Below are 25,193 nucleotides of genomic sequence, written 5' to 3'. Positions count from 1 at the left end.
GTTACCTCCGGGATGGCCTGTTCAAGTCCTGCGACGCAGCTGCCGAAGCAGGTTCCGCAGCCGGCGCCGATCCGCCCTGGTCAGCGGCGCCGGGCCATAATAGTGATTGTTGAGGGCGCGGGCAAAAGCCAGGTGCTGTCGGGCGCCATCCGGATGCCTGGCCGCCGCGGCCTGCGCCAGCGCCATGGGGGTCGATGACCGATCCGCCTCGACGCCGTGTCGGCGCAGTTGCCGCAGCCATTGCGCCATCAGGCGAGCTTCCGGCCGATAAACTCCGGGCCGGCGCTGGCGCCAGAGACTCCACAGTGCCGCCGCCAGCACAATCGTTCCCACCAGGCCCGCCGTCAGGTAGCCCAGGTCTTTCAACGACAGGTTGCCGGGCAGACGCGACATCAGGTTCATCTGGGTCTGGCCCTGGTAGCCCACCACCCAGCGCTGCCACTCGTAGTTGAGCAAATCCAGGCGCAATGACACCCACTGCACCAGCGCAATATCACCGTAGCGTTGCGGGCTGGTCCACTCGTTTTCCAGGAACGAACCTTCCTCGGCGACCGCCTCCCGCAGCCCGGATTCTATGCGCTGGGGAGATATGGCGGCCGTGGGATCGACCCGAAACCAGCCCCGCGACGGCGTCCAGGCCTCGACCCAGGCGTGGGCGTCGTACTGGCGGACGATCAGATAGTCACCGTCCGCACCCGGACTGCCGCCCTGGTATCCCACGACGATCCGCGCCGGAATGCCGGCTGACCGCAACAGGAAGGCCGTGGCGCTGGCGTAATGGGCGCAGAATCCTCGCTTGGCAGCAAACAGCAGGCTATCGACGCTATCGTCCGGCATTTCCGGCGGTCGCAGGGTGTAGAAATAAGCCTGATTCCGGAAACGCTGGAGAATCGCCTGGATCAGCGCGCTGTCGTCCGCGTAGTCGGCTCGCAATTGCGCAGCCAGCTCGCGGGCCCTCGGATTGCCGGCGGCCGGCAGGTGCAGGTAACGCTGCTCGTCGCGACGCGAGAGGGCCTGGATCAGCTCGCCACCATCTTCGGGATCCAGGGCCAGACGATAGCGGATACTGGTGTCCGCCGGACGACGGAACCGGAACAGGCCGTCAGCCGTGGGCTCGATGTTGGTCGACACCGCCCGGGAGTCGTCCAATGCAAAGGCCCAGCGCTGGTAGGTGGGCTCCATCAGCACATCGTACTGACCGGACTGAAGCGGTCCGACACCGCCATCGGACAGGACCCGCCCCGCCCGCCGACGCGGCTGCACCTGCCAGGGCTCCCAGCGCCCGTCGACGAAGTGGTCCAGGATCAGGCCGCGCCAGTAACGCTCCCGGTGCGGCGGCAGGCCATCGGCAAACGTCACCCGGAAAGCCCGCTCGCTGCTCTGGGCCAGGTCCGATATGGAACCCGGCTCCATGGTGTCGGAAATGCCGGTGCGCGCCTGATTCGAAACCAGCGGCACGCTCCAAAGGGGCGACATCCGGGGAAAGAAGATGAACAGGATCACGACCACTGGCAGGGTTTTAAGCAGCAAACCGCCCAGGCGCTTCCATCCGGCTACCGGTGCATTGGGAGCCTCCGGCGCGTTCAGCACCTGCAGACCAACCAGCAGGATGAGGATGCCGGCGAGATTGAGCAGGGTCCACAGAATGCCCTGCTGGAACAGGAAATTGACCGCCGCCAGGTAGCACAGGATGAAGAACAGCACGTAATAGTCCCGCGCGGTGCGCGTTTCCAGCCACTTCAGCCCGACGGCAAGCACGAAGAACGAGGCGGCGGTTTCGACCGTAAAGCGCCCCTGCACCGTCGCCACGTAGACGCCGATCAACCCCAGCATGACCACCGTCCCCCAGAGTTTCCCCGGCAGCGCCACACGCCCCTGCTGGGCCAGCCAGCGCCAACCGGCCAGCACCAGGCAGGCGGCCGTCAGCCAGATCGGCAGCCGGTCCCACTGGGGTGCCAGCAGGACCACGAAGGCGCCCAGCAGCCAGATCAGCGCGCGCGCCGGCAGTGTCGTTGTGGCGGTCTCGTTCATGCGGCGCTCGCCCCCTCCGGCGCGGTGTCGAATCCGAATCGCCCCAACGTGCGCAGGCAACGTTGGCGGTGCAGCGGTCCGCTGTCCGGCTCAATGGTCTGTCCCGGAAGCACCAGCCCAAAGGGCTGGCGATCATGGGAACGGGACTCCACCAGTGCCGCCAGGTAGCTGAGTCGCAGCTCGCGGTCGGCGCCCGGAAACTGGTCGTAGTCCAGCCATTGCGGGTCCCGGTGCTCCCCCTCCCACTCGGCAATGACCATTTCACCCGTGCGAGCGTAGCGCTTCCAGAGGACCCGCTGGCTCAGATCGCCCTGTCGCCAGGGGCGGATGTTGGCGTCGACCATGTCTGTCGTCTGGTTATCGCGGCGGGATGTCTCACCGCCGGCATCACCGCCGGGCTCGTAAGGGGGCATGACCGGCTTGGGATAGACCACCCCCTGCCCCTGCGGCCGCATCCAGGACCAGGCCGTCAGCAGACCGAAGGGGAAACGGGTATCCACCCGGATATCGGCCATTTGCACCGGTCCGCGGCGCAGACCGGTGGTCGCCAGTTCGACCTCGCTGATGGCGCCGGCATCCACATGGATGGTGTGCGCGTCGTGCTGTTCCGGTGCCAGGCGAATGGCGAACGCCGCCTGCTTTGCCGTCGCGCGCAAGCGAAACGCGATAGGCTCGCCGGGAAATCCTTCCCCCGCCTCAACCAGGGCGAGATGCAGTCCGGACAGGTTGCTGTGGGTCTGATGCATGGCGGCGACAAACAGCGCGCCGAGAATGAACGTCAGCAGGTAGATCAGGCTGTTTTGATAGTTGATACCGGTCAGCAGCATCACCACCAGCAGGATACCGAACACCACCCCGGCACCCGAAGGCAGGATAAAGATGTTCTTCTGGGTGAACTGCTGATCGTCAGAGCGGGGAATGCGGCGGTCGATCCAGCGCCGCCAGCGTTGCCTGAATCTGCCGATGATCATCCTTTGCGTCTCAAATCTTTACGTCTCAAATAAGGGCCCGATCGATACGAGCTGGTCACATTTTCAGCACAACGCGCTTGAAAACCCGTTCGCGACTTCAAATACTTTACCAGAGGACACGCTCTTTCTCCCTCACAGGAGCACACGATGACCCCACAACAACGCCTGGCAGCCGCAATGGCCGCCGTCATGACCGCTCCAGCCTGGGCCGGTGTCGAGTCCATGACGTCGCAGGAGATGGTCGATACCTACATCGAGGACTCCGCCATCATCGTGGTGCCCCGGGCCCGCCAGAAAGCCGAAGCGGAACGGCAGCGGATTATCCGCTCGCTGACCATTTCACCGGGCGAGCCGGTCATCGAGGAGTCCGAGGAACAGGCCTACGCCTATATCCTGCGCCGTGGGCAGTACGACCGGCAGTCGGACAACCTGCGTCAGGCCGAGTCTGAAGCGTTGCGACAGTTCCTGCTGTTGCCGATCGAGGAAGCCGAACGTACCCAGCCGGTGGCCCATTTCACACCCGTCATCCCGCCGGTGATCTACGGTCGGCAGGTGGAGATTCCCGACGAGCCGTTCAACCAGACCTTCCTGAACGACCAGTTAAGCATCGGTTTCGACGGCGAGAACGTTAATTTCTCCATTGGTAATCCGCCGGGTATCGACCAGATCCAGGTGCCCTACGCCATCGACGAAGGCCCCGTTCAGCTGACGCCACGACCGGGCGGAGGGTTCGATCTCTCGATCGCGGTGCCCGATCCGCAATAACCTTTTGTGCCCGCATTTATGCCTTTCTTCCCGCATTCGCGCCATTCCGCCAGCATCCAGGCTGTATCCCCTTCCCTTATGGATTGAATCAACGTTTGATAGCCCCACGAAAAACGCCCCGCGATGCGGGGCGTTTTCGGTTTCAGACCGAAGGTCGGATCAGTGACCGTAAACCTTCATGTTGGTCTGGGTGACCGCCAGGTTGTCCATCGCGATGGTCCCGATGTTGGTGCCACCGATCAGGGTCTCGCCGATGCTGATATCGGCCACAAACTCGGGAATGCCGATTTCCAGCGCCTCGCCACTGGCCGCTCCAGCCACGCCGGTGGCCTTGCCGACAGTCATCTGGGCCACCGCGAAGGTGCCGGCCAGCGGACTGGTCGATGTGCCCGGAGAGTCAGCGTAGGTCGCACCGAAGGTGTTGGCGCCAGTGACCGTCAGGTCACGGATGCCCACACCCAGGAAGTCAACATCCATATCCATGTCGGTGATGTTGAACGCCACGTCGGTAATCAGCGTGTCGGTGGCCGTGTCGACGCGCAGGTCGAGCTGTGCCAGCAGACCGGTGATGCCAATGTTGGAGGCCAGCAGCGTGCTGTTCTGGTCCGCGTCGGAGGCCGCCGCGTTCAGTGACGCTGACTCGATGCCGATGGCGAAGTCGATCGGATCGCCGCTGACGCTGCCCACATGAATAAAGGCGTCGCCGTCGGCTTCCACGTCGATGTCGATCTTCAGGTCATCAAGGAGACCGTCGACGCCATTGACGTTGCCGTTGGCGTCGGTGGTGATGGCACCGCCACCGATGTGTACGCCGTTGACCGCGAAGGTCCCTTCATCCGTGTAGGTGAAGGCGCCCACATCGACCTTGGTTTCCAGCTCGATGGTCACACCGGCCTGACCGGTGACGTTGCCCATGGCGCCGTCGTCCAGGGCTTTCAGCTCCGCCTGGGCGGCGAACGGCGCGGCGGCAACGGCGGTTGCCAGTGCGAGTTTCTTCAGGCCTTTCATATGTTTCTCCTTAACGGAAAATTGTTGTTGTTCCAATGCGGATTGTTGTCTTTTGTTTCCGCACGGTCCCAGATTAGAGGCCCGCTCCTGGTCATTCCGTGACCACCTTCACACCGATCGATAATCATATTGTCGAACACTTAGATGAGATGGAATCTGCGACCTACGGCACCCTTTCGAGTGGCTATCTTCGAGTAACTCTTCCGGTGTGATAAAAGCTGCCGCGGAAGGCGATGGGAAGGTCGCAGACAGGCCGACGAACGCAACGAGGAGGTAAACGTTAGTCGCCTTCGACGAAGGAAACCTCGTCCCTGGCCTTGAGTTCGATATTGAAAATCGATGGCGCTGATTCGACGATCAGGGGCTCACCGAAACGCGCCTTGCCCGACTCCAGCGTGTAAGGTGTGACCTGGGCCAGCGTGGGTCCGAAGATATGCTCCATCTCGGCCACCAACACATGGTCAGCCTCCCCTTCGGCGTTCGGGTTCTCCGCCACGTACACCAGGCAGGTGGCACCAATGCTGCCTTTCTTGACCAGCACCCGCAGGCTGCGGCGCATCACCTCCACCGCTACGTTGGGTGGCATTTTTTCGATTCCGGATATGCGGATGGTGCGGTAGGCGCTCTTGCGATCCGCCACCACCGCGAAAGCCTTGACCGGCTCACCGGCCGAGAGGCGCTCCCCGGCATCGCCCATGGCCCTGTGGTACATCTCGGCGAACTGCTCCTGGGCAAAGGCCTTGACGTCCTGGTCGGTAAACGTCGACGGCTCGGCAGCGGCGGCCACCCAGCCGGAAGCCAGCATCCAGGTGATCAGAAAAAACCCGCGAAAACCGGTACAGCGATCGTGAAACCTTGCCATGATGAACTCCTGAGTTGTTGTTATGAGTGTCACCCTGCAACGACGTTTGCGGTATCATGCGCTTCGCGACGCCCCGCAAACTCAAGCTTTACAGGTTCAGCGTGTCATCTTCCCCAAAAGCATTTTCCATTTCTGCCAAACACGCGGCACTTTGGGTGACTCATCTTTCCACCCAACCCGGCTTCTGCTTCCTCCCCCGCCCCGATGGCTCCGCGTTCCTGTCCGCCTGGCCGGAAAGTCAATGGTTCCTGCCACGGGCCACGGAAGACTGGGAAGCGGTATGCCAGGCCTTGCGCCAAGCCGAGCGCGACCTTACGGCCAACCTGGATCCTTCACGCGACGACACTGGTGAGGTTTTCTCCGGCGGTCTGATCGGCTGCCTCCATTACGAAGCCGGCCGCCACACCGTGCCCGGCTTTCAGGCCACGCGCCACGGTGCATCGACGGGTGATGCCGGCTGGGTCGGCCTGTTCACCTGGGCCCTGGAACTGCCGGCGCAGGACGGCGAACCGGCGCTGCTGAGAAGACTGCCCTGCTGCTCGGCGGAAACCACCGAGCGCCTGAACGCCATCGTCAATGGCCCGCCCCCACAGGCGCCCGGCAGCCACGCCTTCCGGATGACATCGACTTTCCAGCCTGTCCAGACCCGCCCGGCGGTCATGGCCAGCGTCCGCCGCATCCTGGACTACATCCAGGCGGGCGACTGTTACCAGGTGAACCTGTCCCAGCAGTTCGAAGGGCGATACGAGGGCGCGCCCTTCGCCGCTTTCGAGTCGCTGCGCGAGGCCATTCCGGTCCCCCATGCCGGCTATGTCGATGCCGGTCCCTGGCAGGTGCTGAGTATCTCGCCGGAACGCTATCTGCGCATCGACGGCGCGCGGGTGGAAAGCAAACCGATCAAGGGCACCCGGGCGCGGGGCGATGATCCCGCAGAAGATACCCGTCTGCGCGAGGAGCTGGTCAACAGCCTCAAGGACCGGGCGGAAAACCTGATGATCGTCGACCTGATCCGCAACGACCTGTCCCACTTCTGCCGTCCCTATTCCGTGCGCGTGCCGCAGCTGTTCGACGTGGAGAGCTACCGCAACGTGCATCAACTGGTGAGCACCGTGACCGGGGAGCTGAAGGACGATGTCCTGAGGATCGACGCCCTGCTGTCGGCGTTTCCGGGCGGCTCGATCACCGGGGCGCCCAAGCGTCGCGCCATGGAGATCATCGATGAACTCGAGCCCCATGAGCGGGGTCCATACTGCGGCAGCGTTTTTGCCCTGTCGGCGGGGGGCGTGCTGGAGTCGAATATCGCCATCCGTACACTGATGACCGATGCCGGGGGGCGCATTCGCTGTTGGGGAGGTGGCGGCATCGTGGCCGATTCCGACCCGGGCGCCGAATACGCGGAGTCGGTGACCAAGGTCCAGCGCCTGATGAAGACGCTGGACTCGTTATAACGCCTGTTTTCTCAGTGGCGATCGCTGTTCAGTGGCGTTCGCTCAGCTCCAGGAACTTGGTGCGCAGGTCGTCGTAGTTGTGCACCGCCGGGAACTGCGGAAACTCGTCGATCACGTTCTGCGGAGCGTGGAACAGGATGCCCGCCTCCGCCTGCTTGAGCATGGTGGTGTCATTGTAGGAGTCGCCGGCCGCGATAACCCGGTAGTTCAGCAACTGGAAGGCCCGCACGGACTGGCGCTTGGGATCTTTCTGGCGCAGCAGGTAATCGGTGATACGGCCGTCTTCGTTAACTTCCAGCTTGTGGCACAACAGTGTCGGGTGCCCCAGTTTGGCCATCAGCGGCATGGCGAATTCATAGAAGGTGTCAGACAGGATTACCACCTGGAATCGCTCTCGCAGCCAGTCGATGAACTCGCGCGCGCCCTCCAGCGGCTCCAGCGTATCGATCACCGCCTGGATCTCCGGCAGGCCGTAGCCGTGCTCGTCCAGCAGGCGCAGGCGCTGCTGCATCAGCACGTCGTAGTCGGGAATGTCCCGTGTGGTCGCCTTCAGTTCTTCAATTCCGGTTTTCTCGGCAAAGGCGATCCAGATTTCGGGAATAAGCACCCCTTCGAGATCAAGGCAGGCAAGTTCCACAAGACACTCCTAACGTTGGCGGCCCGGGGGCCATGAATCATGGTTTCGAATCACCGGTGCTTCGCCCGGGGCATAAACAACAGCCTTCCGCCGCGGTACCGGCGCGCCCTATCATATGAAAAAGTGATGCTGATTGCACCGAAGATATAACCTTATGAAAGCTGGTTACTTTTGATTGAGGGTCCCGGGTGGTATTTTCTGTTCACCATTTCAGAAACGATGAACATGATGGAATCCATAAAAGAACTGAATGAGAGACTGAACGACCAATCACCGCGTTCCATCCTCAAGCACGCGCTGGGTAGCTACGATTCCATCGCAGTATCCTTCAGCGGCGCGGAGGATGTCGTCCTGATCGAGCTGGCCCACAAACTGACCGATAACCTCAAGGTTTTCACCCTCGATACCGGTCGTTTGCACGCCGAAACCTACGCCTTCATCGAGAAGGTGCGCAAGCACTACAACATCGATATCGAGATCCTGTTCCCGGACGCCGCCGAAGTCCAGGAGCTGGTTTCGAAGAAAGGCCTGTTCAGCTTCTACGAGGATGGCCACAAGGAATGCTGCGGCATCCGCAAGGTCAATCCGCTGCGGCGCAAGCTCGCCACCGTGGACGCCTGGATTACCGGCCAGCGCAAGGACCAGAGTCCCGGCACCCGCAACGATGTGCCCGTCGTGCAGGTGGACGATGCCTTCTCCACGCCGGAAAAACAGCTGATCAAGTTCAATCCGCTGGCCAACTGGTCGTCCAAGGACGTGTGGGACTACATCCGCATGACGGAGGCGCCCTACAACGAACTGCATGAGAAAGGCTTTATCAGCATTGGTTGCCAACCCTGCACCCGCCCGGTCCTGCCGGGCCAGCACGAGCGCGAGGGCCGCTGGTGGTGGGAGGAAGCCACCCACAAGGAGTGCGGCCTGCACGCCGGCAACCTGATCGCCAGCGCCAAATAATCCGGGCGCCGAAGGCATAAACACAAACGGGACCCGAGGGTCCCGTTTCTTTTTTGGGTTTGCCGTCAGTGTGTCGGCAGCTCGATGTCCTGGAACAGCGCCTCGATATCGGCGCGACTTGACTGGTGCGTGGCGGCATCGACCCGTTCGGGGGTCAGGTGCGGCGCAAATCGCTGGATGAACTCGTACATGTAGCCCCGCAGGAAGGTGCCCTTGCGGAAACCGATCTTGGTCACGCTGGGCGCGAACAGGTCCCGGGCGTCCAGCGCCACCAGGTCGCTGTCGGTGCGCTCGTCGTAGGCCATGCTGGCGATGATCCCCACACCCAAGCCCAGGCGCACATAAGTCTTGATAACGTCCGCATCCGCCGCCGTGAACACCACCTTGGGTGTCAGGCCCTTGCCCTGGAAGGCCTCGTCCAGCCGCGAGCGGCCGGTGAAGCCGAACACGTAGGTCACCAGCGGGTACTCCGCAACCGCTTCCAGCGTCAGCGGCTGGCAGCGGGTCAGCGGATGATCCCGGGGCACGATGATACTGCGGTTCCAGCGGTAGCACGGCATCATGATCAGATCGTTGAACAGCTCCAGCGCCTCCGTGGCGATGGCGAAATCCACCGCACCGTTGGCCGCCATTTCCGAGATCTGCATGGGCGTGCCCTGGTGCATATGCAGAGACACTTCAGGATACGCCTCGATAAACCCGCTGATAATGGGTGGCAAGGCATAACGCGCCTGGGTGTGGGTGGTGGCGATGCTCAGGTCGCCCTTGCGCTGATTGCTGAATTCCTGGGCGATCTTCTTGATGCCCTCCACCCGTCGCAGGATCTCGCCGGCCTCGCGGATAATGGTTTCCCCGCCGGGGGTAATCCGGGTGAGGTGTTTGCCACTGCGGGCGAACACTTCGACGCCCAGCTCGTCTTCCAGCAGTCGGATCTGCTTGGAAATACCGGGTTGCGAGGTGAACAGGCTCTGCGCTGTCGCGGACACATTCAAATCGTGATGCGCCACCTCCCAGATGTAGCGCAGCTGCTGTAATTTCATTGACCCTTTCGCTCCATCGTCTTTCTTATTCGAATAAAAATATAAGTAGAAATTCTTTTTAAGAATAGATCCAAAGGTCTACAGTTGGAAACCCTGTAGGAACAATTGGTTCTGGACGCTCTTGTCTTCGTTGTTGCTTCCGGTCTGCGAAGGTCCACGGTTTTCAGTGTAGATCATAATTTATGGATATCGTCTTCTATATTCTCGCCGGTGCTGGCGTCGGCCTCGCCGTCGGCCTGACCGGCGTCGGTGGTGGCTCGCTGATGACGCCGCTGCTGCTGATGTTCGGCTTTCCGCCGCACGTCGCCATCGGCACTGACCTGATCTACGCCGCGATCACCAAGGGCACCGGCGTGTTCGCCCATCATCGTCAGAAAACCATCGAATGGCCCATCGTGCGCCGCCTGCTGCTGGGCTGCGTGCCGGCGTCGCTGGGCGCGATCGTGCTGCTGTCGTTCTTCTTCACCGACCCGGACGAATACCGCAACCTGCTGGTCTCCACCCTGGGCACCATGCTGATCCTCACATCGGTGGTCCTGATCTTCCGCCCCTGGATCCTGCGACACCGTGGCGACGATAGTGACGCCTCTTTCCTGGTGCGCCACCGCAACGGACTGACGGTCATCGCCGGTGTTTTCCTGGGTGCGGCCGTCACCCTGTCGTCGGTGGGCGCCGGTGCCTTCGGCACCGCCATTCTGATGCTGCTGTACCCGCACCTTACGGGCGTGCGTATCGTCGGCACCGACCTGGCCTATGCCGTGCCGCTGACATTCATCGCCGGCATGGGCCACTGGCACCTGGGCAACATCGACTGGCAACTGCTTGGCGCCCTGCTGATCGGCTCGATTCCGGCGATCCAACTCGGCACACGGCTGGCCCGCAAGCTGCCGAACCGGGTGCTGCAATCCACCCTGGCCACCATCCTGTTGGCCATCGGCCTGAAGTACACCTTCTTCTGATCCGGATAACCGGGCGCGCCTCGCTCCCGCTCGGCGTTCCGGTCCAGGCTCCATTGCAACGCCTTGACTTCCCAGCGGTAACACCGACAATCGGATAGGCAGTCCGGGGATCGACAGGCCATCCCCGAGCCATTCCGAACGGACCGGACCCGCGACCCAGATGCTGCTGACCACGAAATTCCTGCGCCCTGCAAGCGACCGTAACGCCGTCCCCCGGGAACGGCTGCTGCGCACCTTGCAGAGCCGCGCGGGCAAACGGCTCAACCTGATTATCGGGCCCGCCGGCTACGGCAAGACGACGCTGGCGAACCAGTGGTGCACCCAACAAACCGGCGCGGTGGGCTGGCTCTCCCTGGATGCCAACGACGATGAGCCCAGGCGCTTCTGGCAGTATATGGCCGGGGCCCTGAGCCATGCCGGACTGGCTGACCTTGATGACTGCCAGTCATTGTTCAGCCAGGCCGATACCCACGACTTCGAGGGGGCCATCTCCGGCCTCATCAATCACCTCGTTGCCCATACCCGTGAGGGCGTCAGCCTGGTTCTCGACGACTACCACCAGATTCAGTCGCCGGTCATCCATCGTCAGCTCACCTATTTCATCGACTACCTGCCGCCGGGCATGGACCTGGTCATCGTGTCCCGTTCCGAGCCTGAACTGCCCGTAGCGCGCTGGCGCGTGCGCCAGTGGGCCGACACCATCGAGCCTCAGTTACTCGCCTTCTCGGAGGATGAAGCGCGACGCTTCCTGAGCGAGTTCATGGCCCTGGAACTCGACCCCGCCGAGAGCCGCCGGATCTGGCAGAACGCCGAAGGCTGGGTGGCCGCCATGCAGCTCAGCGCCATCGCCGCAGGCACAGCGTCGCAGGCCCCGAGGGAAACCATCGGCCGCCCCCCGTCGTCCAGCCGTGAGCTGAACGAATACATCATTGGCGAGATCCTCAACCAGCAGCCGGCGGAAGTACGCGACTTCCTGCTGGACACCGCCTGCTGCCTGCGCCTGAACGCCTCGCTCTGTAACCACGTACGCCAGGCAACGGACAGTCAATCGCTGCTGGAACGACTGAGCCGCAGCAACCTGTTCCTGGTGCCGCTGGACAGCCGCGACCAGTGGTTCCGCTACCACGACCTGTTTCGTGAGGCGCTGTTCACCCGCCTGCAGCAGACCGCCCCCGAGCGAATCGAGCCCCTCCAGGCACGGGCGATCGACTGGCTGCTCGACAACGACGACATCCAGGAAGCCATCGCCCAACTGGTACAGCGCCGCGACTGGCCCTGGCTGGAACGGGTCCTGGCGGAGCACGGCAACCACCTGATCCACGGAGGCTTCCACCTGCCGGTGCTGGAATGGCTGGACAAGCTGCCCAGCGGGGCCGTCGAGGCGAACCCGCGGCTGTCAATGCTGCAGATCTGGGGGCATTTCTTCGCCAACCGGCTCGATGCCATCGAGCCGCGCCTGGAGCAACTGGAAAACCGGCTCGACCGGCGCGTCGCCGACGCCCACCCCGATGCCGAAGGCGCCCTGGGCCTGCACAGCGAGATTGCGCTGATCCGCGGCCACCTGGCCCGTACACGCGCCGACCACGACAGCGCCGCCGATCTGACCCGCCAGGTCCTGCGAGACATCGACCATACCCAGATTCCCCTGAAATCCGTCACCTATTACGGCATCGGGCTGGACTGTTTCGGCCGCGGCGATCTACCGGCGGCCGAAGACGCGCTGGCGTCGGCGGTGTCGTATGGTCAGCTAGAGCGCAAGGCTTCGACGGTCCTCTCCAGCGGCGGCCTGCTGGCCTGGATCCGTTTCCATCGCGGCCACATCGACCTGGCGCTGGAAAGCTGTCGCGCGGTCCGCCGCTGGATCGACCAGCACTACACCGATCCCCGCCAGCCGACGCTGATCTCCTGCTGGCAGAACTGCGCACTGATCGAGATCCATCGCGAACGCGGCGAGCTGGAACATGCCGAGGGCTACCTCAAACCGCTGTTGTCGCACCTGGAGACCGGCACCGAACCGGGTCAGCACATCATCATCCAGTATGCCCGCGCCCGGCTGGCGTTTACCCGGGGCGACTTTGCCGGCGCCCTCACCGCCCTCGATGACGCCCGGAACATGCTGGCCCAGCGCGGCGATCGCATCCTTTTCGAACCACCCAACCTCGAAGCCATGACCGCCCGCGCGCAACTCGGCCTGAGCGAACTGGACGCTGCCCAGCGCTGGCTCGAACGTCGTGATGCGGGGCGTTACCGCAACCCGCTCAATGCCGAGCAGGACAACATGACCGCCGCCCGGGTACTGATCGCGCTCGGCCGCCCGGCGGAGGCCCTGCCCCTGCTCGCGCCCCTGCGCCTGTCCACCGAGCAGGGGCAGCACCACAAGCACCTGATTGAGGTGCTGACGATCTATGCCGACGCCCTGGCGGCCGAAGACAAGATGGCGGAGGCCAGCGCGATGCTGGCCGAAGCCCTGCGCCGCGCTGCGCGCCAGGGCCTGTACCGGCTATTCGTGGAAGAAAGCGCCCGCATCCGTCGCATGATCCGCGCCCTGGATCCCGACACGATGCCAGGAAATTTCCTGTCAGGGCTTCAGGCGTTGCTGGACGCGAGCGATGCGCCCGCGTCAGAGCCGTCCATACGCTCGGCGCCGCAACCCGGGCTGGTGGAGCCGCTCAGTTCACGGGAGATCGAAGTGCTCGGATTGATCAACGAAGGGCTGGCCAACAAGGACATAGCACAGCGGATGCAGGTGGCCAATGCCACCGTGAAAGCACACATCCGCAATCTCTACAGCAAGCTGCAGGTGAAAAGCCGCACCGAAGCCCTGGCCCGGGCACGCCAACTGGCGCTGCTGCAATAACCTGCGATCCTGTGAGCATCGTCACAGTTTTCGCCCATTAATCCGCAGCACTACGCCCTTTGGACGATCCCTCTACGCCATGCCCGCCATAGAATGGCCCTGTCGGTGAGGGCAACCTCACGACGGAATCTGAAACTTCAGGCCTTTGGATTCCATGTTTCGTGTTGCTTTAACCCCGGGGCATCTGACCCTGTTTTCGGAAGGCGTTCTCCACATCGGATGAACGCCTTTTTTTGTGCCGCTTTATCGCTCCCGCGGCCAATTACACCTTCAGGGCGAAATAACACGGCGGAACGGAGGCAATGCATCGAGCAGAAGCTGGCCGTAACGCCGGGTGACGATGCGCCGATCGAGAATGGTGATGCGCCCCTTGTCCGCTTCGGTCCGCAATAACCGGCCGGCCGCCTGGACCAGGCGAATCGAGGCGTCAGGCACCGTGATTTCCATGAACGGATTGCCGCCGCGGGCGGTAACCCACTCCGCCAGGCTGGCATCGATGGGGTCATCGGGTACCGAGAACGGCAGACGGGTGATCACCACGTGCTGCAGGTAATCGCCGGGAAGATCGATCCCTTCGGCGAAGCTGGCCACACCAAACAGCACACTGGGCTTGCCGGCATCGATCCGCTCGCGGTGGTGGCGCAGCACTTCGCCCTTGGCCATGTCGTCCTGGGTGGTGATCAGTTCCGGCCACTCCGGTGACAATTTGTCCCGCACGGCATTCATCTGACGGCGGGAGGTGAACAGCACCAGGGTGGCAGAGCCGTCCCGCCAGAGCTCGGGCAGGCGCTCCACCAGGGCGCCGGTGAAGGCATCCGCGTCGGTGGGCAGCGCGCTCATCGAAGGTACTTCAACGGTGGCCATGTCGGCGTAACGGAACGCACTGGGCACCACCAGGTACTGGCTCGCTTCCGGCAGGCCGGCACGGCTACGCAGACGGTCAAACTTGCCCAGGGCGGTGAGCGTCGCGCTGGTCAGGATCACACCGTGGGCACGGGACCAGAGGCGCCCGTAGAGCAGATGGTCGGCCAGCACCGGGCTGGAGTAAAAGGTGATGTCCTCGGAATGCTCGAACCGCTGGCGAATGGCCCAGCGCGCCGGCGGCGGCCCCTTCTCCTGGCGCTCGGCCTGCCAGGCCGACCACAGCCGGTGCTGATCCTCCGCGCGGCTGTGCAGGGAGCCGGCCACCGGGAACCAGGCCTCGGCGGTCTGACGATCCACGTCGTGCTCGCGTTTGTCGTCGAACGCCTTTTGCATCTCGTCGACCAGCACACCCAACTGGCGGGTCAACAGCGCACACGCCGCCCCTCCCTCAACCGCAGCCTTGGCCATATCCTCGGGCAGCTCGCCATCGGGATAGCGCCACTGGGCCACGTTGCGCTCGTCCTCGAAGGTCCAGTCGATGGTTTTCTCGGCCAGATCATAAACCTGGGTCAGCACGTTATCGTAATCCCGCGAGGCTTCACTGATCCGGTCCAACGTCTTGGAGGCGAGTGTGTTGGCGCCCAGGTGCGGCTTCATTTTCACGATGACCTGGGACAGCTGCTTCAGCCAGCTGCGGGTGCTGTTCAGTCCGACGGACGCGGCGAAGTGATTGAGCGCCTTGTCCGGCAGGTGATGGGCCTCATCGAAGATGAACACCGCATCCTCCGGTTTGGGCAGAATGGCGCCTCCCCCGAGGGCCAGGTCCGCCAGTACCAGGTCGTGGTTGGCAACAATCACATCGGCGTCGTCGATCCCCTTACGGGCCTCGAAGAAGGCGCAGGAATCGAAGTAGCTGCAGTGGCGGTTGGTGCACTGGCGATGATCGGTGGTGACCTGGCGCCAGAGGTCGTCGTCGATCTGCTGCGGCCAGTGGTCCCGGTCACCATCCCACTCACGGGAGGCGTAGCGCCCGAGCATGTCCTCGAAGAACTCCCGGCTGCCGGGCTCGTCCGCCGGTTCCCGCTCCAGCAGGAACAGCGGCATGGTGTCGCTGTCCTTGACGCCTTCATCGTGCAGGCGACCTTCCAGCCGCGACATGCACAGGTAGCGACCGCGGCCCTTGGCCAGGCTCCAGCTGAAATCAATGCTGGTGTGCTTGCGCAGGTCCGGCAGATCCTTTTGCACGATCTGGTCCTGCAACGCCACGGTGGCCGTGGAAATCACCAGTTTCTTGTCGAGGGCCTTGGCCATGGGGATGGCCGCCAGCAGGTAAGCCAGGGTCTTGCCGGTACCGGTACCCGCTTCCACCACGCAGGAAGAAGCCGGCGAGGTACGTTCGCCATCGTTCTCGGTAATGCTCCCCAGGTAACGGGCAATTTCGGCGATCATCAGCCGCTGGCCGTAACGGGCCTTGATGGACTTGCCTTCGAGAAGATCGCGGTAACCTTGCTGGATGCGCTGTTTAACGTCGTCGGATAAAGCCATCAGCGCGGACTGACCCAATCACGGACCACGCCGACGCGGAAGGTCTCACCGTAAGCACTGAGCACCACGCCGTCGGAGGTGATCGCCTCCACCCGGATGCCGGAAAAGGAATCCCCGGGGCGCAGGTAATTGTCGTTGATCATGACCCGACGAGCGGCCGGATCGGAAGCATAGATATGACTGCTGAAGCGCAGGTCAGGAATCTTGCGCTGGAATGACAAGGGTTTCTCCACCAGGTGTTCGACGGGCGGACCGTCGGCAAAATCAAAGGTCGGGGCCTGCTCAAAGGCGTCCCCTTCGGATTCGGAAACCGCCGCCCGGTTCGGCACGATAAGCGTCGCCCGGCGGGTTGCCGGAACCGCCTCATCGGCTTCGGGGTAGACGTCTTCGGCGTAGTTCGTTGCCGGTCCCGGCTGGGGATCGGCCGGCGCAACGGTCTCCGCCACCGGTTCCGGCGCGGGCGCGGGTTCAGCCGGCTTATCGGACGCCGTCCTTTCCGGAGACGGCGTGGGTGGCGACTCAGACGCTACCTCGGCCGGTGTGGGCTGGGTCACCGGTGTCGATGCCGCCGGCTGGTCGGCATGGCGCCCGCTGCCCGGCCAGAAAACCGCCGCCAGTACGGCTGCGTTGACCAGCAGGGCCAGGGCCACCCACACGCCCACCGGAATGCGGCGGCGTCTGGGTTTGTGGATCATCTGCACCGACTGGGCCAGGTCGGGCACCCGCCCCTGCTGTCGGTCGCTCTCCGATTTGCGCAACGCGTCGAGGATATAGGACATAGCGTCACTTCACCTCGGCGGTCTGTCGTCGCGCCGGCGACAGGCGCGGGATGGACGGATACAGGTCGGAGTTCATCTGGATCAGGGTCTTGGCGCCGGCGATGCCGTCCGGGATCAGCCCCTTGAGCGACTGGTACCAGACGATCTGGTCGTGCAGGCTGGCGGCCATCAACTCATCCTGGCGCGACACATTGCTTTCCAGGGTACTGATCAGTTCCATCAGCTTTGAGCTCAACCAGGCTTCGGGGCTGACCGCCTCCTGAGCCGGCACCAGAGGCGATTCGTAGGGCGGCAACCGCCAGACCAGGGAGTAATCACCCAGCCAGTAACGGTCGACCCGTTCCGACGACATACGCAGCGTCTCCTCACCTATGACCAGGCTGGCCTGCCCGCCATCCAGCGATATCAGGGTGGCGAAACGGGCGCGCCCCTTGTCGTCGAACAGCCGCAACACAACCGGCCGATTCAACTGACGGATGCTGCGCCAGTTACCCTGGCGGTGCAGGCAGCGCAGGCCGACGGTTTCGGCAAAATCGCAGGCATAGGGATAGGACGCCGATTTGTAGTCAAACCCCCAACGGGAGAAAAGTTCACGATAGGCCGTAGTCTGATCGGCGCCCCCGTTTTCCATCAGCGACAGCCAGTTGGCAGGCACAGTGTCATCCTGAACCGCCGTCTCATTCGCCGCAGCAAAGGGCTGGTCGCCTGACTCCGCGGTCGGTTCGATATCCGTGGTTGCTTCATCAGGTTCCGGACCGGGCTCGGTCTGGCTGATTTCCGGGGCCGGCGGCGTTTCCGGCTCATTTTCGGCCTCGCGCTGAACCTCGCCGCTTTTGGCGACCGGTTCCGCCCCGGGGCTCAGCGGGTCGACCAGGTGCCAGCCGAGAAAGATCGCCAGCATCAGGACCATGGCGGCAAAGGCCGCATAACCCAGCTTTACCCGCCGCCGGGTTCTGCCACCGCGCTGCTTGCCCAACACCTCACGCGCCGCCTGTGCGATGTGGTCACGCCCCACGTGGTGGGTTCCCTCGGAATAGGCCCCCAGCAACGCCCGGTCGCAGATCAGGTTGATCACCCGTGGAATACCGCCGCTGAGCCGGTACAGCTGATTCATTCGCGGCAAGGTAAAGAACTCGCTGCGCTGTCCGGCTACGCTGAGGCGATAACGCAGGTAGGCGGGCAATTCCTCACGGCCAATACCATCGAGGTGATAGCGGGCGGTGATTCGCTGCGAGAGCTGGCGCAGCTCCCGGGTATCGAGCATTTCCTGCAGTTCCGGCTGGCCCAGCAGCACGATCTGCAGCAGCTTCTTTTCGGCGGTCTCCAGGTTGGTCAGCAGGCGCAGTTGCTCCAACACGTCGGCGGAGAGATTCTGGGCCTCGTCGATAATCAACACCTGGTGGCGACCGTTGGCATGGGCCTCCAGCAGGTGATGGTTGATCAGATCATTGAGGCGCTTGATGCTGCAGGCCGACGCGTGCGGAATACCCAGCTCGTCGCAGATGCTGGACAGCAGTTCACGGGCAGAGAGCCGGGGATTGAGGATCAGCGCGATGTCGACGTGCTCGGGCACGTTCTCGATAAAGCAGCGGCAGACCGTGGTCTTGCCCGTACCGACTTCACCGGTGATGACGATAAAACCACCCTGCCCCTGAACCCCATACATCAGATGGGCCAGCGCTTCCTTGTGCCGCTCGCTGAGATAGAGATAGCGCGGATCGGGCGCAATCGAAAACGGCGGTTCCCGAAAGCCGAAAAAGTCGTAGTACATGGAAGTCCAGTCAGGTCACAGGATATTGCCGGCAAGCCCGTATAATACCGCCAGGGTCTGATCACTGTCACCCACCATCCGGACCAACGGGCACCCACCATCCGGGCCAACGGAAACCTGGTCCGCCCTCGCGCCTGGCACCCTTGCAACGGAGCGGCGACCGACTCCGACAAGAGCGTTTCAGTGCGGCCTAGAAATCATCGAGCATCAGATCTTCATCATCATTGGCGAAGGGATCGGACTCGACCTTGCCATCATTGATCAGGAATTCACGCCGCTGCAGGTAGGCGTTCCGGATAAAGGTGTAGCTGTCACCGGAAATAAAGCCTTCCGCCGGAATCAGGTCGGCGCGCACATCGACCACCTGAACACCGCGCAGGTAGTAGTTCTCCGGTGACTCGATGTAGTCCCAGGTGCTGGGCATGACCGTCAGGTCGCCGGCGAGGCCGCCAAAGTCGCGGGCGCTCGACGGCCCCAGGAACGGCAGCACCATATACGGCCCGCTGTTCACGCCCCAGTAGCCCAGGGTCTGTCCCAGATCTTCCGGACGCTCGGGCAGACCGAAGGCCGTCCCCACGTCAATCAGGCCACCCAGCCCGAAGGTGGTGTTGTAGGTGAAACGCCCCAGCGCCACCACTGCGGACTCCCCCTTCAGCTGCAGTACGCTGTTGACGAAGTTGTTCAGCTCACCCAGGTTGGTGAAGAAGTTGGTGACGCCGGCATCGACAAAATCCGGCGTTATGAAGCGATAGCCTTCGGCCACCGGACGCAGGAACCAGTCATCGACGAACTCATTGAATGCGTAAACGCCACGGTTCCAGCCTTCCCAGGGATCCCTCTCGTCGGCACTGGCGGAACCTTCCTGCGCCGCCAGCGGACCGGCACCCAACAGGGCCAGGAGCACAGCGGCCTGGCGCGCCTTCCGTGAGCGGGTGAACAGCTTCGGGATCTTCATTTAGCTTCCTGATGTTTTGACATGTAAAAAGTTTCGCTGAAAATAACCCGCCTGAACGAGAGCGGTCATCCGCATTTCTCACGATTGAACGCACAAGCTCCGACTGAGGACAGACTCGATGTCAGAACCTGGAAACCTGGTCCATAGCCTGGACCTCTCCCTGCGCTGGGGCGATATGGATGCCTACGGGCACGCCAACAATACGGTCTATTTCCGCTTTTTTGAAGAAGCCCGTATCACCTGGCTGGGCTCGATCGGCATGCGCGACCTGCCGGACGGCACCGGCCCGGTCATCATCAAGACCAGCGCCACCTTTCTCCGGGAACTCACCTACCCGGCGGCGGTGACCGTCAAAACCTACGCCGGCAAGGCAGGTAACACCAGCCTGGAAACCTGGTACGAACTGGTCGACAGCGAATCCGGGGAGCGGTACTCGGAAGGCTACGCCAAGATCGTCTGGTTCGACCATTCGACGCGACGCTCAGCGCCACTGCCCGATAAGCTTCGCAGCTACGCCGCGTCATCCGCCTGACGCCGGCAACCTTTATGGCGCACCTCACGCCAAACGTAAGAAACCCGCCATCGGCGGGTTTCTTACCTGACGTCCAGCTCAGCGTTTGCGAACGATCACGCTGCCGATCGAATAACCGGCGCCAAACGAACAGATCACGCCCAGGTCGCCGCTGGACAGTCCATCGTGGTGCAGATGGAAGGCGATGATGGAGCCAGCGGAACTCGTGTTGGCGTATTCGTCCAGGATCACCGGCGCCTCCTCGATGGTCGCGTCCCGGCCCAGAACCCGTTTGGCAATCAACTGATTCATGTTGAGATTGGCCTGATGCAGCCACATCCGCGTCAGGTTCTCCGGCGCCAGTTGCTGGTCGGCCAGATGCGCCTGGATGGTTTCCGCCACCAGCGGGGAAACCTCCTTGAACACCTTGCGGCCCTGCTGGATAAACAGCTTGTCCGGCTGCCCCACTCCGGACTCGTCCGCCCGGTTCAGAAAACCAAAGTTGTTGCGGATATTATTGGAAAACTGTGTCTTGAGACGGGTGCCGAGGACGTCAAAGCCCTGCCCTTCGGCCACACGATCGGACCGTTCCACCAGGATCGCGGTGCAGGCATCGCCGAAGATGAAATGGCTGTCCCGGTCGCGGAAGTTGAGGTGCCCGGAACAGATCTCCGGACTGACCACCAGCACCGCATTGGCACTGCCGGTTTCAACGGCGTTGGCAGCGGCCTGCAAACCGAAGGTGGCGGAGCTGCAGGCGACGTTGACGTCGTAGGCAAAGCCGTCGATGCCCAGGGCCGCCTGCAGTTCGATGGAAATGGCCGGGTACGGCCGCTGCATGTTTGAACAGGCGACGATCACCGCGTCCACGTCGGAGGCTTCGCGGCCGGCCTGCTGCAGCGCCTCGCGAGCGGCCGCCAGGCCCATTTCGCACTGGACGCTGGGCTCGTCGTTGCTGCGGTCGGGAATCGAGGGGCACAGGCGGTTCGGGTCCAGGATGCCTTCCCGGTCGATGACATGGCGCCGCTTGATACCGGACGCCTTCTCAATGAACTCCGGCGACGACGGCTGCAGAGCCTCACACTCGCCACGCTCGATCTCATCAGCGTGCTCCCGGTTGAACAGCTCCACATAGGCGTTGAAGGCGTCGACCAGCTCGGCGTTGTCGATGGTCGCTGGCGGCGTATAGAGTCCGGTTCCGCTAATGACGGCTTTGATCACGTGTAACCCCACAATTCGTTTCGTTCTTTTTCACGGCCCGGTGGCAACCGGGCACGGCATCGTTGTCTGCACCAAATACTAACACAGCGCAGGGCAACGGCACCCTTCCCGGTTCTCCGGCATCAGCCGTCGATGTTGACTCCGATCAGGTGCTGACTTTCTCCCACTGCCGTTCCAGGCGCTGGATGGAAACCGTCACGGCCGTGCCCAACTGCTGGGCAAAAAACGATACCCGGTACTCCTCCAGCATCCAGCGATACAGCTCCAGCTCCGGGTCGCTGACACCCTGCTTGTCGTGGGCTTCGAGACGTTTGGCGTAGCGCGACCAGAGGCCGTCGAACTCGTGCAGGAAGGTCCGTTCGCGCCCCATTTCCCGGGCCATCTTCTCAAGCCGGCGATCCACCGCTTCCAGATAGCGGGGATACTCCTGCAGCCACACTCCCGGCGTCTCCACCAGAAAACCCGGGAACACCAATTGCGCCAGCTGAAATTTCACATCCGCCATACTGTTGGCCAGCGCCAGCGGAATCTTGCCCTTGAGCTGCTTCATCAGACCGTTGTACTGCTTGAGAATCCCGTACATCAGCTTGGTACGCTGCTCCAGGAAGGGAATGAAATCCCCTCGCCCGGCCTCGAACACGGCGTCGAAGGCCTCGGCGTCACGCGGCAGCGTCGAGGTCAGGAAGTGATCAATGGCGCTCGACAGCAACAGGTCATCGCGCAGGATCTCCGCCTTGCCCACCGGTGCAAACAACAGCGCCGCCTGTTTGAACTCGGGCAGTTTGCGTTCGATGCCTTCCAGGGTGCGGCCGAAGCGGTTGATGATCAGCCGGGCCACACCACGCCGGGTCATACGCTCGGCGGTCAGCGGATCCAGGCAGCGGGTCTGGCGGACCTCGCGCCCCAGATCCTCCAGCGCCGGGTAGACCCGCACCTGCATCCCGCTGCGCTCGGTGTCGACAGACACCGGCAGGCTCCCGAAGCTCCAGAGTTCGGAGGGCTCCGACTCCGGCTGGTCATCCGTCTCAGGCAGCGAGGACAGCGCCTCCTCGGCCTGACGTTCCAGCCGGGACTGGATACCGGTCACGTCACGCCCCTCCGCCAGTGCCTTGCCCTTCTCGTCCACCACGCGGATATTCATGCGCAGATGGGACGGCAGCTCGGCTTCCGACCAGGCTTCGGGATCGATGCGCACACCGGTCATGCGGCGCAGTTGATCCGCCAGTTTCTCGGTTAGCGGCTCGTTGGACGGCGCCATGTTGGCCAGGGCCGCGTCGACAAAATCCGGCACCGGCACAAAGTTACGGCGGATGGCCTTGGGCAACGCCTTGACCAGATGGATGCACTTCTCCCGCAGCAATCCCGGGACCAACCAGTCGACCCGATGAGACGGGACCTGCTTGAGCGCCATCAGCGGCACCTGCAGGGTCACCCCGTCGTCGTTGCGGGTGGGTTCGAACTCGTAGCTGAGCGGGTAGCGCACCCCCTCCCACTCCATCTCGTCGGGGTAGTCGTCGGTCAGCCCCGCATCCGGCGCCCGCTGCAGGATATCGGCTTCGGTCAGTTCCAGCGCTTTCAGCTCACCGGCGGACAGCCCCTTCCACCAGGTTTCGAAATGCTGGCCGCTGACCACCGTATCCGGCAGGCGTTCGTCGTAGAAGGCCACCAGGGTTTCCTCGTCCACCAGCAGATCGCGACGGCGGGAGCGGCGTTCCAGATCCTCGACCGTCTCCAGCATGGCCTGGTTGCGGGTGATGAACGGCGCGCGGGTACTGTAATCCCCTTCCACCAGCGCGCGGCGGATGAACAGCTGACGGGCTTCGGCCGGGTCCACCTTGTCGTAGCCAATGCGCCGCCGCGGCACAATGTCCAGGCCGTAGAGACTCACCTTCTCAAAGCCCACTACCTGGGCCCGTTTGCGCTCCCAGTGCGGCTCGAAGTAATGGCGCTTGACCACATGCGTGGCCAGCGGTTCCACCCAGTCCGGCTCAATGCGAGCCAGGGTGCGGGCAAACACGCGGCTGGTCTCGACAATTTCCGCAGCCACAACCCACTTGGGAGCGGACTTGCTGACCTTCGACCCCGGGAACAGAGTCACCTTTCGATTGCGCGTGGCCAGGTACTCGCGCTTCTCGTACTTGGTGGCCACCTGCCCCAGCAGACCGGACAGGACCGCTTTGTGCAACGCCTCGTAACTGGCGGTCTTGCGGTTGAGTGTCAGCTTCTGCTCACGGCACAACAACGTCAGTTGGCGATGGATGTCGCGCCACTCGCGCATCCGCATGTAGGACAGGAAGGTTTTCTGACACAGCCGGCGAAGCTGGTTCTGGGACAGTTCCTGGCGCTGTTCCTCGTAGAAGTTCCAGAGGTTGAGCAGCGTGACAAAATCGGATTCCTTGTCGTTGAACGGCGCGTGCGCCTGGTCCGCCGCCTGCTGTTTTTCCTGCGGGCGTTCGCGGGGGTCCTGGACACTCAGGCCGGCAATGATCACCAGCACTTCCGCCAGACTGCCCTGTTCCGAGCCGGCCACCAGCATCCGCGCCAGGCGGGGGTCGACCGGTAGTCGCGCCATGGTGCGACCCAGCGAGGTCAGCTTGCGCTTGCCATCGACCGCGCCCAGCTCTTCGAGCAGCTTGTAGCCGTCGTTGACCAGGCGATTATCCGGCGGCTCCAGGAACGGGAAGCTGCGGATATCGCCCAGTCCGGACACCGCCATCTGCAGGATGACCGACGCCAGGTTGGTGCGCAGGATCTCCGGATCGGTGTACTCGGGTCGGCTGAGGAAATCCGCTTCGTCATACAGCCGGAAGCAGATGCCCGGCGCCACCCGGCCACAGCGCCCCTTGCGCTGGTTGGCGCTGGCCTGGGACACCGGTTCCACCGGCAGACGCTGGATCTTGGAGCGCACGCTGTAGCGGCTGATACGGGCCACACCGGTGTCGATGACGTAGCGTATGCCCGGCACCGTCAGGGACGTCTCGGCCACGTTTGTGGACAGCACAATCCGTCGCCCGGCGTGCCCCTGGAAAATACGATTCTGTTCCCCCGCGCTGAGCCGCGAATACAGCGGCAGCACTTCGGTGTGCCGCAAGTCCGCATGGCGCAGGGCCTTGCTCATATCGCGAATTTCCCGTTCCCCGGGCAGGAAGATCAGCACGTCACCCGGTCGCTGCCCCTGTTCGCGCTCGTGGGCCTCGATTTCTTCCAGTGCTTCCACAACGCCGTCCGACCAGCCCTGGTCCTTGTCGTCGTCGCCGCTGACCAGCGGACGATAACGCACCTCCACCGGGTAGGTGCGGCCGGACACTTCAATCACGGGCGCATCGCTGAAGAACGCGCTGAAGCGATCCACCTCAATGGTGGCGGAGGTGATGATCACCTTCAGGTCCGGCCGTTTGGGCAGCAGGTTGCGCAGGTAGCCCAGCAGGAAATCGATGTTGAGGCTACGCTCATGGGCCTCGTCGATGATCAGGGTGTCGTAGCCGTCGAGAAAGCGGTCGTGCTGGATCTCGGACAGCAGGATGCCATCCGTCATGACCTTGACCAGGGAGTTCTCGCTGGTCACGTCCGTGAAGCGCACCTGGTAGCCAATGCGGTTACCGACACTTTCCCCGATTTCTTCGGCAATGCGGAACGAGACGCTACGCGCCGCGATGCGGCGAGGTTGGGTATGGCCGATCAAGCCCCGGGTGCCACGACCGGCGTCCAGGCAAATCTTGGGAATCTGGGTGGTTTTACCGGAGCCGGTTTCGCCGGCAATGATGACCACCTGGTGCTCGTCCAGCGCGGCGCGGATGTCGTCCACCCGTTCGGAAACCGGCAGTTCCTCCGGGTAGCGGATTGACGGACGCAAGCTCTGCCGGCGCTCGAATTCGGCGGGGCCCTCCTCAAGCCAACGCTCGATGCGCGCGATTTCCTTGGCTCCCGGCTTGCCCTTGCACCGCGCCAGAGTCTTGCGGATGCGGGCGACGTAGCGTTGGGGCATGGCGGCGAAACGGGCGTCGAGCTCGGCGCC

At 63.1% G+C, this 25,193-nt stretch carries 18 protein-coding genes; 6 read left to right on the top strand and 12 right to left on the bottom strand.

Annotation, left to right across the window (positions count from 1 at the left end):
* Positions 1 to 21: 21 nt before the first annotated feature.
* A complete protein-coding gene (locus DKK67_RS09000) occupies positions 22 to 2,031 on the bottom strand; it encodes a transglutaminase family protein (protein WP_111496026.1) in 2,010 nt (669 codons plus the stop codon).
* Positions 2,028 to 3,002: a DUF58 domain-containing protein gene (locus DKK67_RS08995; protein ID WP_111496025.1), complete on the bottom strand. Its 975-nt coding sequence runs from the start codon at positions 3,000 to 3,002 to the stop codon at positions 2,028 to 2,030. Before DKK67_RS08995 ends, DKK67_RS09000 begins: the two co-directional genes overlap by 4 nt.
* 147 nt (positions 3,003 to 3,149) lie before the next feature.
* Here DKK67_RS08995 and DKK67_RS08990 point away from each other — a divergent pair, with 147 nt between their 5' ends.
* Entirely contained in the window at positions 3,150 to 3,767 is a 618-nt protein-coding gene (locus tag DKK67_RS08990) for a hypothetical protein (RefSeq protein WP_111496024.1), read from the top strand.
* A gap of 159 nt (positions 3,768 to 3,926) precedes the next feature.
* Here DKK67_RS08990 and DKK67_RS08985 read toward each other — a convergent pair whose 3' ends face one another.
* On the bottom strand, positions 3,927 to 4,775 hold the full coding sequence (locus tag DKK67_RS08985; RefSeq protein ID WP_111496023.1) for a DUF6160 family protein: 849 nt from the start codon (positions 4,773 to 4,775) through the stop codon (positions 3,927 to 3,929).
* Positions 4,776 to 5,055: 280 nt separating this feature from the next.
* On the bottom strand, positions 5,056 to 5,637 hold the full coding sequence (locus DKK67_RS08980; RefSeq protein ID WP_228160553.1) for a hypothetical protein: 582 nt from the start codon (positions 5,635 to 5,637) through the stop codon (positions 5,056 to 5,058).
* Positions 5,638 to 5,792: 155 nt separating this feature from the next.
* Between DKK67_RS08980 and pabB the strand changes: the two genes are divergently transcribed.
* Positions 5,793 to 7,085, top strand: coding sequence for an aminodeoxychorismate synthase component I (gene pabB, locus DKK67_RS08975; RefSeq protein WP_162628795.1), 1,293 nt, complete (start codon positions 5,793 to 5,795; stop codon positions 7,083 to 7,085).
* A 28-nt stretch (positions 7,086 to 7,113) separates the two neighbouring features.
* Here the strand turns inward: pabB and thrH are convergent, their stop codons facing one another.
* Positions 7,114 to 7,722, bottom strand: coding sequence for a bifunctional phosphoserine phosphatase/homoserine phosphotransferase ThrH (gene thrH / locus DKK67_RS08970; RefSeq protein WP_111496021.1), 609 nt, complete (start codon positions 7,720 to 7,722; stop codon positions 7,114 to 7,116).
* Positions 7,723 to 7,947: 225 nt separating this feature from the next.
* On the opposite strand from thrH, the gene DKK67_RS08965 reads away from it, so the two are divergent.
* Positions 7,948 to 8,676, top strand: a complete 729-nt coding sequence (locus DKK67_RS08965) for a phosphoadenylyl-sulfate reductase (protein WP_265735505.1) — start codon at positions 7,948 to 7,950, stop codon at positions 8,674 to 8,676.
* Positions 8,677 to 8,741: 65 nt separating this feature from the next.
* On the opposite strand, the gene cysB is transcribed toward DKK67_RS08965, so the two are convergent.
* Positions 8,742 to 9,716 carry an HTH-type transcriptional regulator CysB gene (cysB, locus tag DKK67_RS08960; RefSeq protein WP_111496019.1) on the bottom strand — a complete coding sequence of 325 codons (975 nt, stop codon included), beginning with the start codon at positions 9,714 to 9,716 and terminating at the stop codon, positions 8,742 to 8,744.
* A gap of 182 nt (positions 9,717 to 9,898) precedes the next feature.
* On the opposite strand from cysB, the gene DKK67_RS08955 reads away from it, so the two are divergent.
* Both DKK67_RS08955 and DKK67_RS08950 read left to right on the top strand, forming a co-directional pair.
* The gene (locus DKK67_RS08955; RefSeq protein ID WP_111496018.1) at positions 9,899 to 10,675 is read left to right on the top strand and encodes a sulfite exporter TauE/SafE family protein; all 777 of its coding nucleotides are present in this window, start codon (positions 9,899 to 9,901) and stop codon (positions 10,673 to 10,675) included.
* Positions 10,676 to 10,835: 160 nt separating this feature from the next.
* Complete coding sequence (locus DKK67_RS08950) at positions 10,836 to 13,532, top strand: LuxR C-terminal-related transcriptional regulator (protein ID WP_111496017.1); 2,697 nt, start codon at positions 10,836 to 10,838, stop codon at positions 13,530 to 13,532.
* Between the two features lie 270 nt (positions 13,533 to 13,802).
* On the opposite strand, the gene dinG is transcribed toward DKK67_RS08950, so the two are convergent.
* From dinG to DKK67_RS08930, 4 genes are all read right to left on the bottom strand, one after another.
* A complete protein-coding gene (dinG, locus tag DKK67_RS08945) occupies positions 13,803 to 15,941 on the bottom strand; it encodes an ATP-dependent DNA helicase DinG (protein WP_111496828.1) in 2,139 nt (712 codons plus the stop codon).
* The gene (locus tag DKK67_RS08940; RefSeq protein WP_111496016.1) at positions 15,941 to 16,720 is read right to left on the bottom strand and encodes a general secretion pathway protein GspB; all 780 of its coding nucleotides are present in this window, start codon (positions 16,718 to 16,720) and stop codon (positions 15,941 to 15,943) included. The genes dinG and DKK67_RS08940 overlap by 1 nt, the downstream gene beginning before the upstream one ends.
* A gap of 4 nt (positions 16,721 to 16,724) precedes the next feature.
* The gene (locus tag DKK67_RS08935) at positions 16,725 to 18,491 is read right to left on the bottom strand and encodes an ExeA family protein (RefSeq protein ID WP_111496015.1); all 1,767 of its coding nucleotides are present in this window, start codon (positions 18,489 to 18,491) and stop codon (positions 16,725 to 16,727) included.
* A gap of 190 nt (positions 18,492 to 18,681) precedes the next feature.
* Complete coding sequence (locus DKK67_RS08930) at positions 18,682 to 19,446, bottom strand: MlaA family lipoprotein (RefSeq protein WP_111496014.1); 765 nt, start codon at positions 19,444 to 19,446, stop codon at positions 18,682 to 18,684.
* A gap of 118 nt (positions 19,447 to 19,564) precedes the next feature.
* On the opposite strand from DKK67_RS08930, the gene DKK67_RS08925 reads away from it, so the two are divergent.
* A complete protein-coding gene (locus DKK67_RS08925) occupies positions 19,565 to 19,978 on the top strand; it encodes an acyl-CoA thioesterase (RefSeq protein WP_111496013.1) in 414 nt (137 codons plus the stop codon).
* Positions 19,979 to 20,056: 78 nt separating this feature from the next.
* On the opposite strand, the gene DKK67_RS08920 is transcribed toward DKK67_RS08925, so the two are convergent.
* Positions 20,057 to 21,178, bottom strand: coding sequence for a beta-ketoacyl-ACP synthase III (locus tag DKK67_RS08920; protein WP_111496012.1), 1,122 nt, complete (start codon positions 21,176 to 21,178; stop codon positions 20,057 to 20,059).
* Positions 21,179 to 21,323: 145 nt separating this feature from the next.
* Entirely contained in the window at positions 21,324 to 25,163 is a 3,840-nt protein-coding gene (gene hrpA / locus DKK67_RS08915) for an ATP-dependent RNA helicase HrpA (protein WP_111496827.1), read from the bottom strand.
* Positions 25,164 to 25,193: the final 30 nt, after the last annotated feature.

Source organism: Marinobacter bohaiensis (assembly GCF_003258515.1).
Classification (GTDB): domain Bacteria; phylum Pseudomonadota; class Gammaproteobacteria; order Pseudomonadales; family Oleiphilaceae; genus Marinobacter_A; species Marinobacter_A bohaiensis.
Note: the sequence above shows the minus strand (reverse complement) of the source record. Positions and strands in the feature narration are given on the sequence as shown.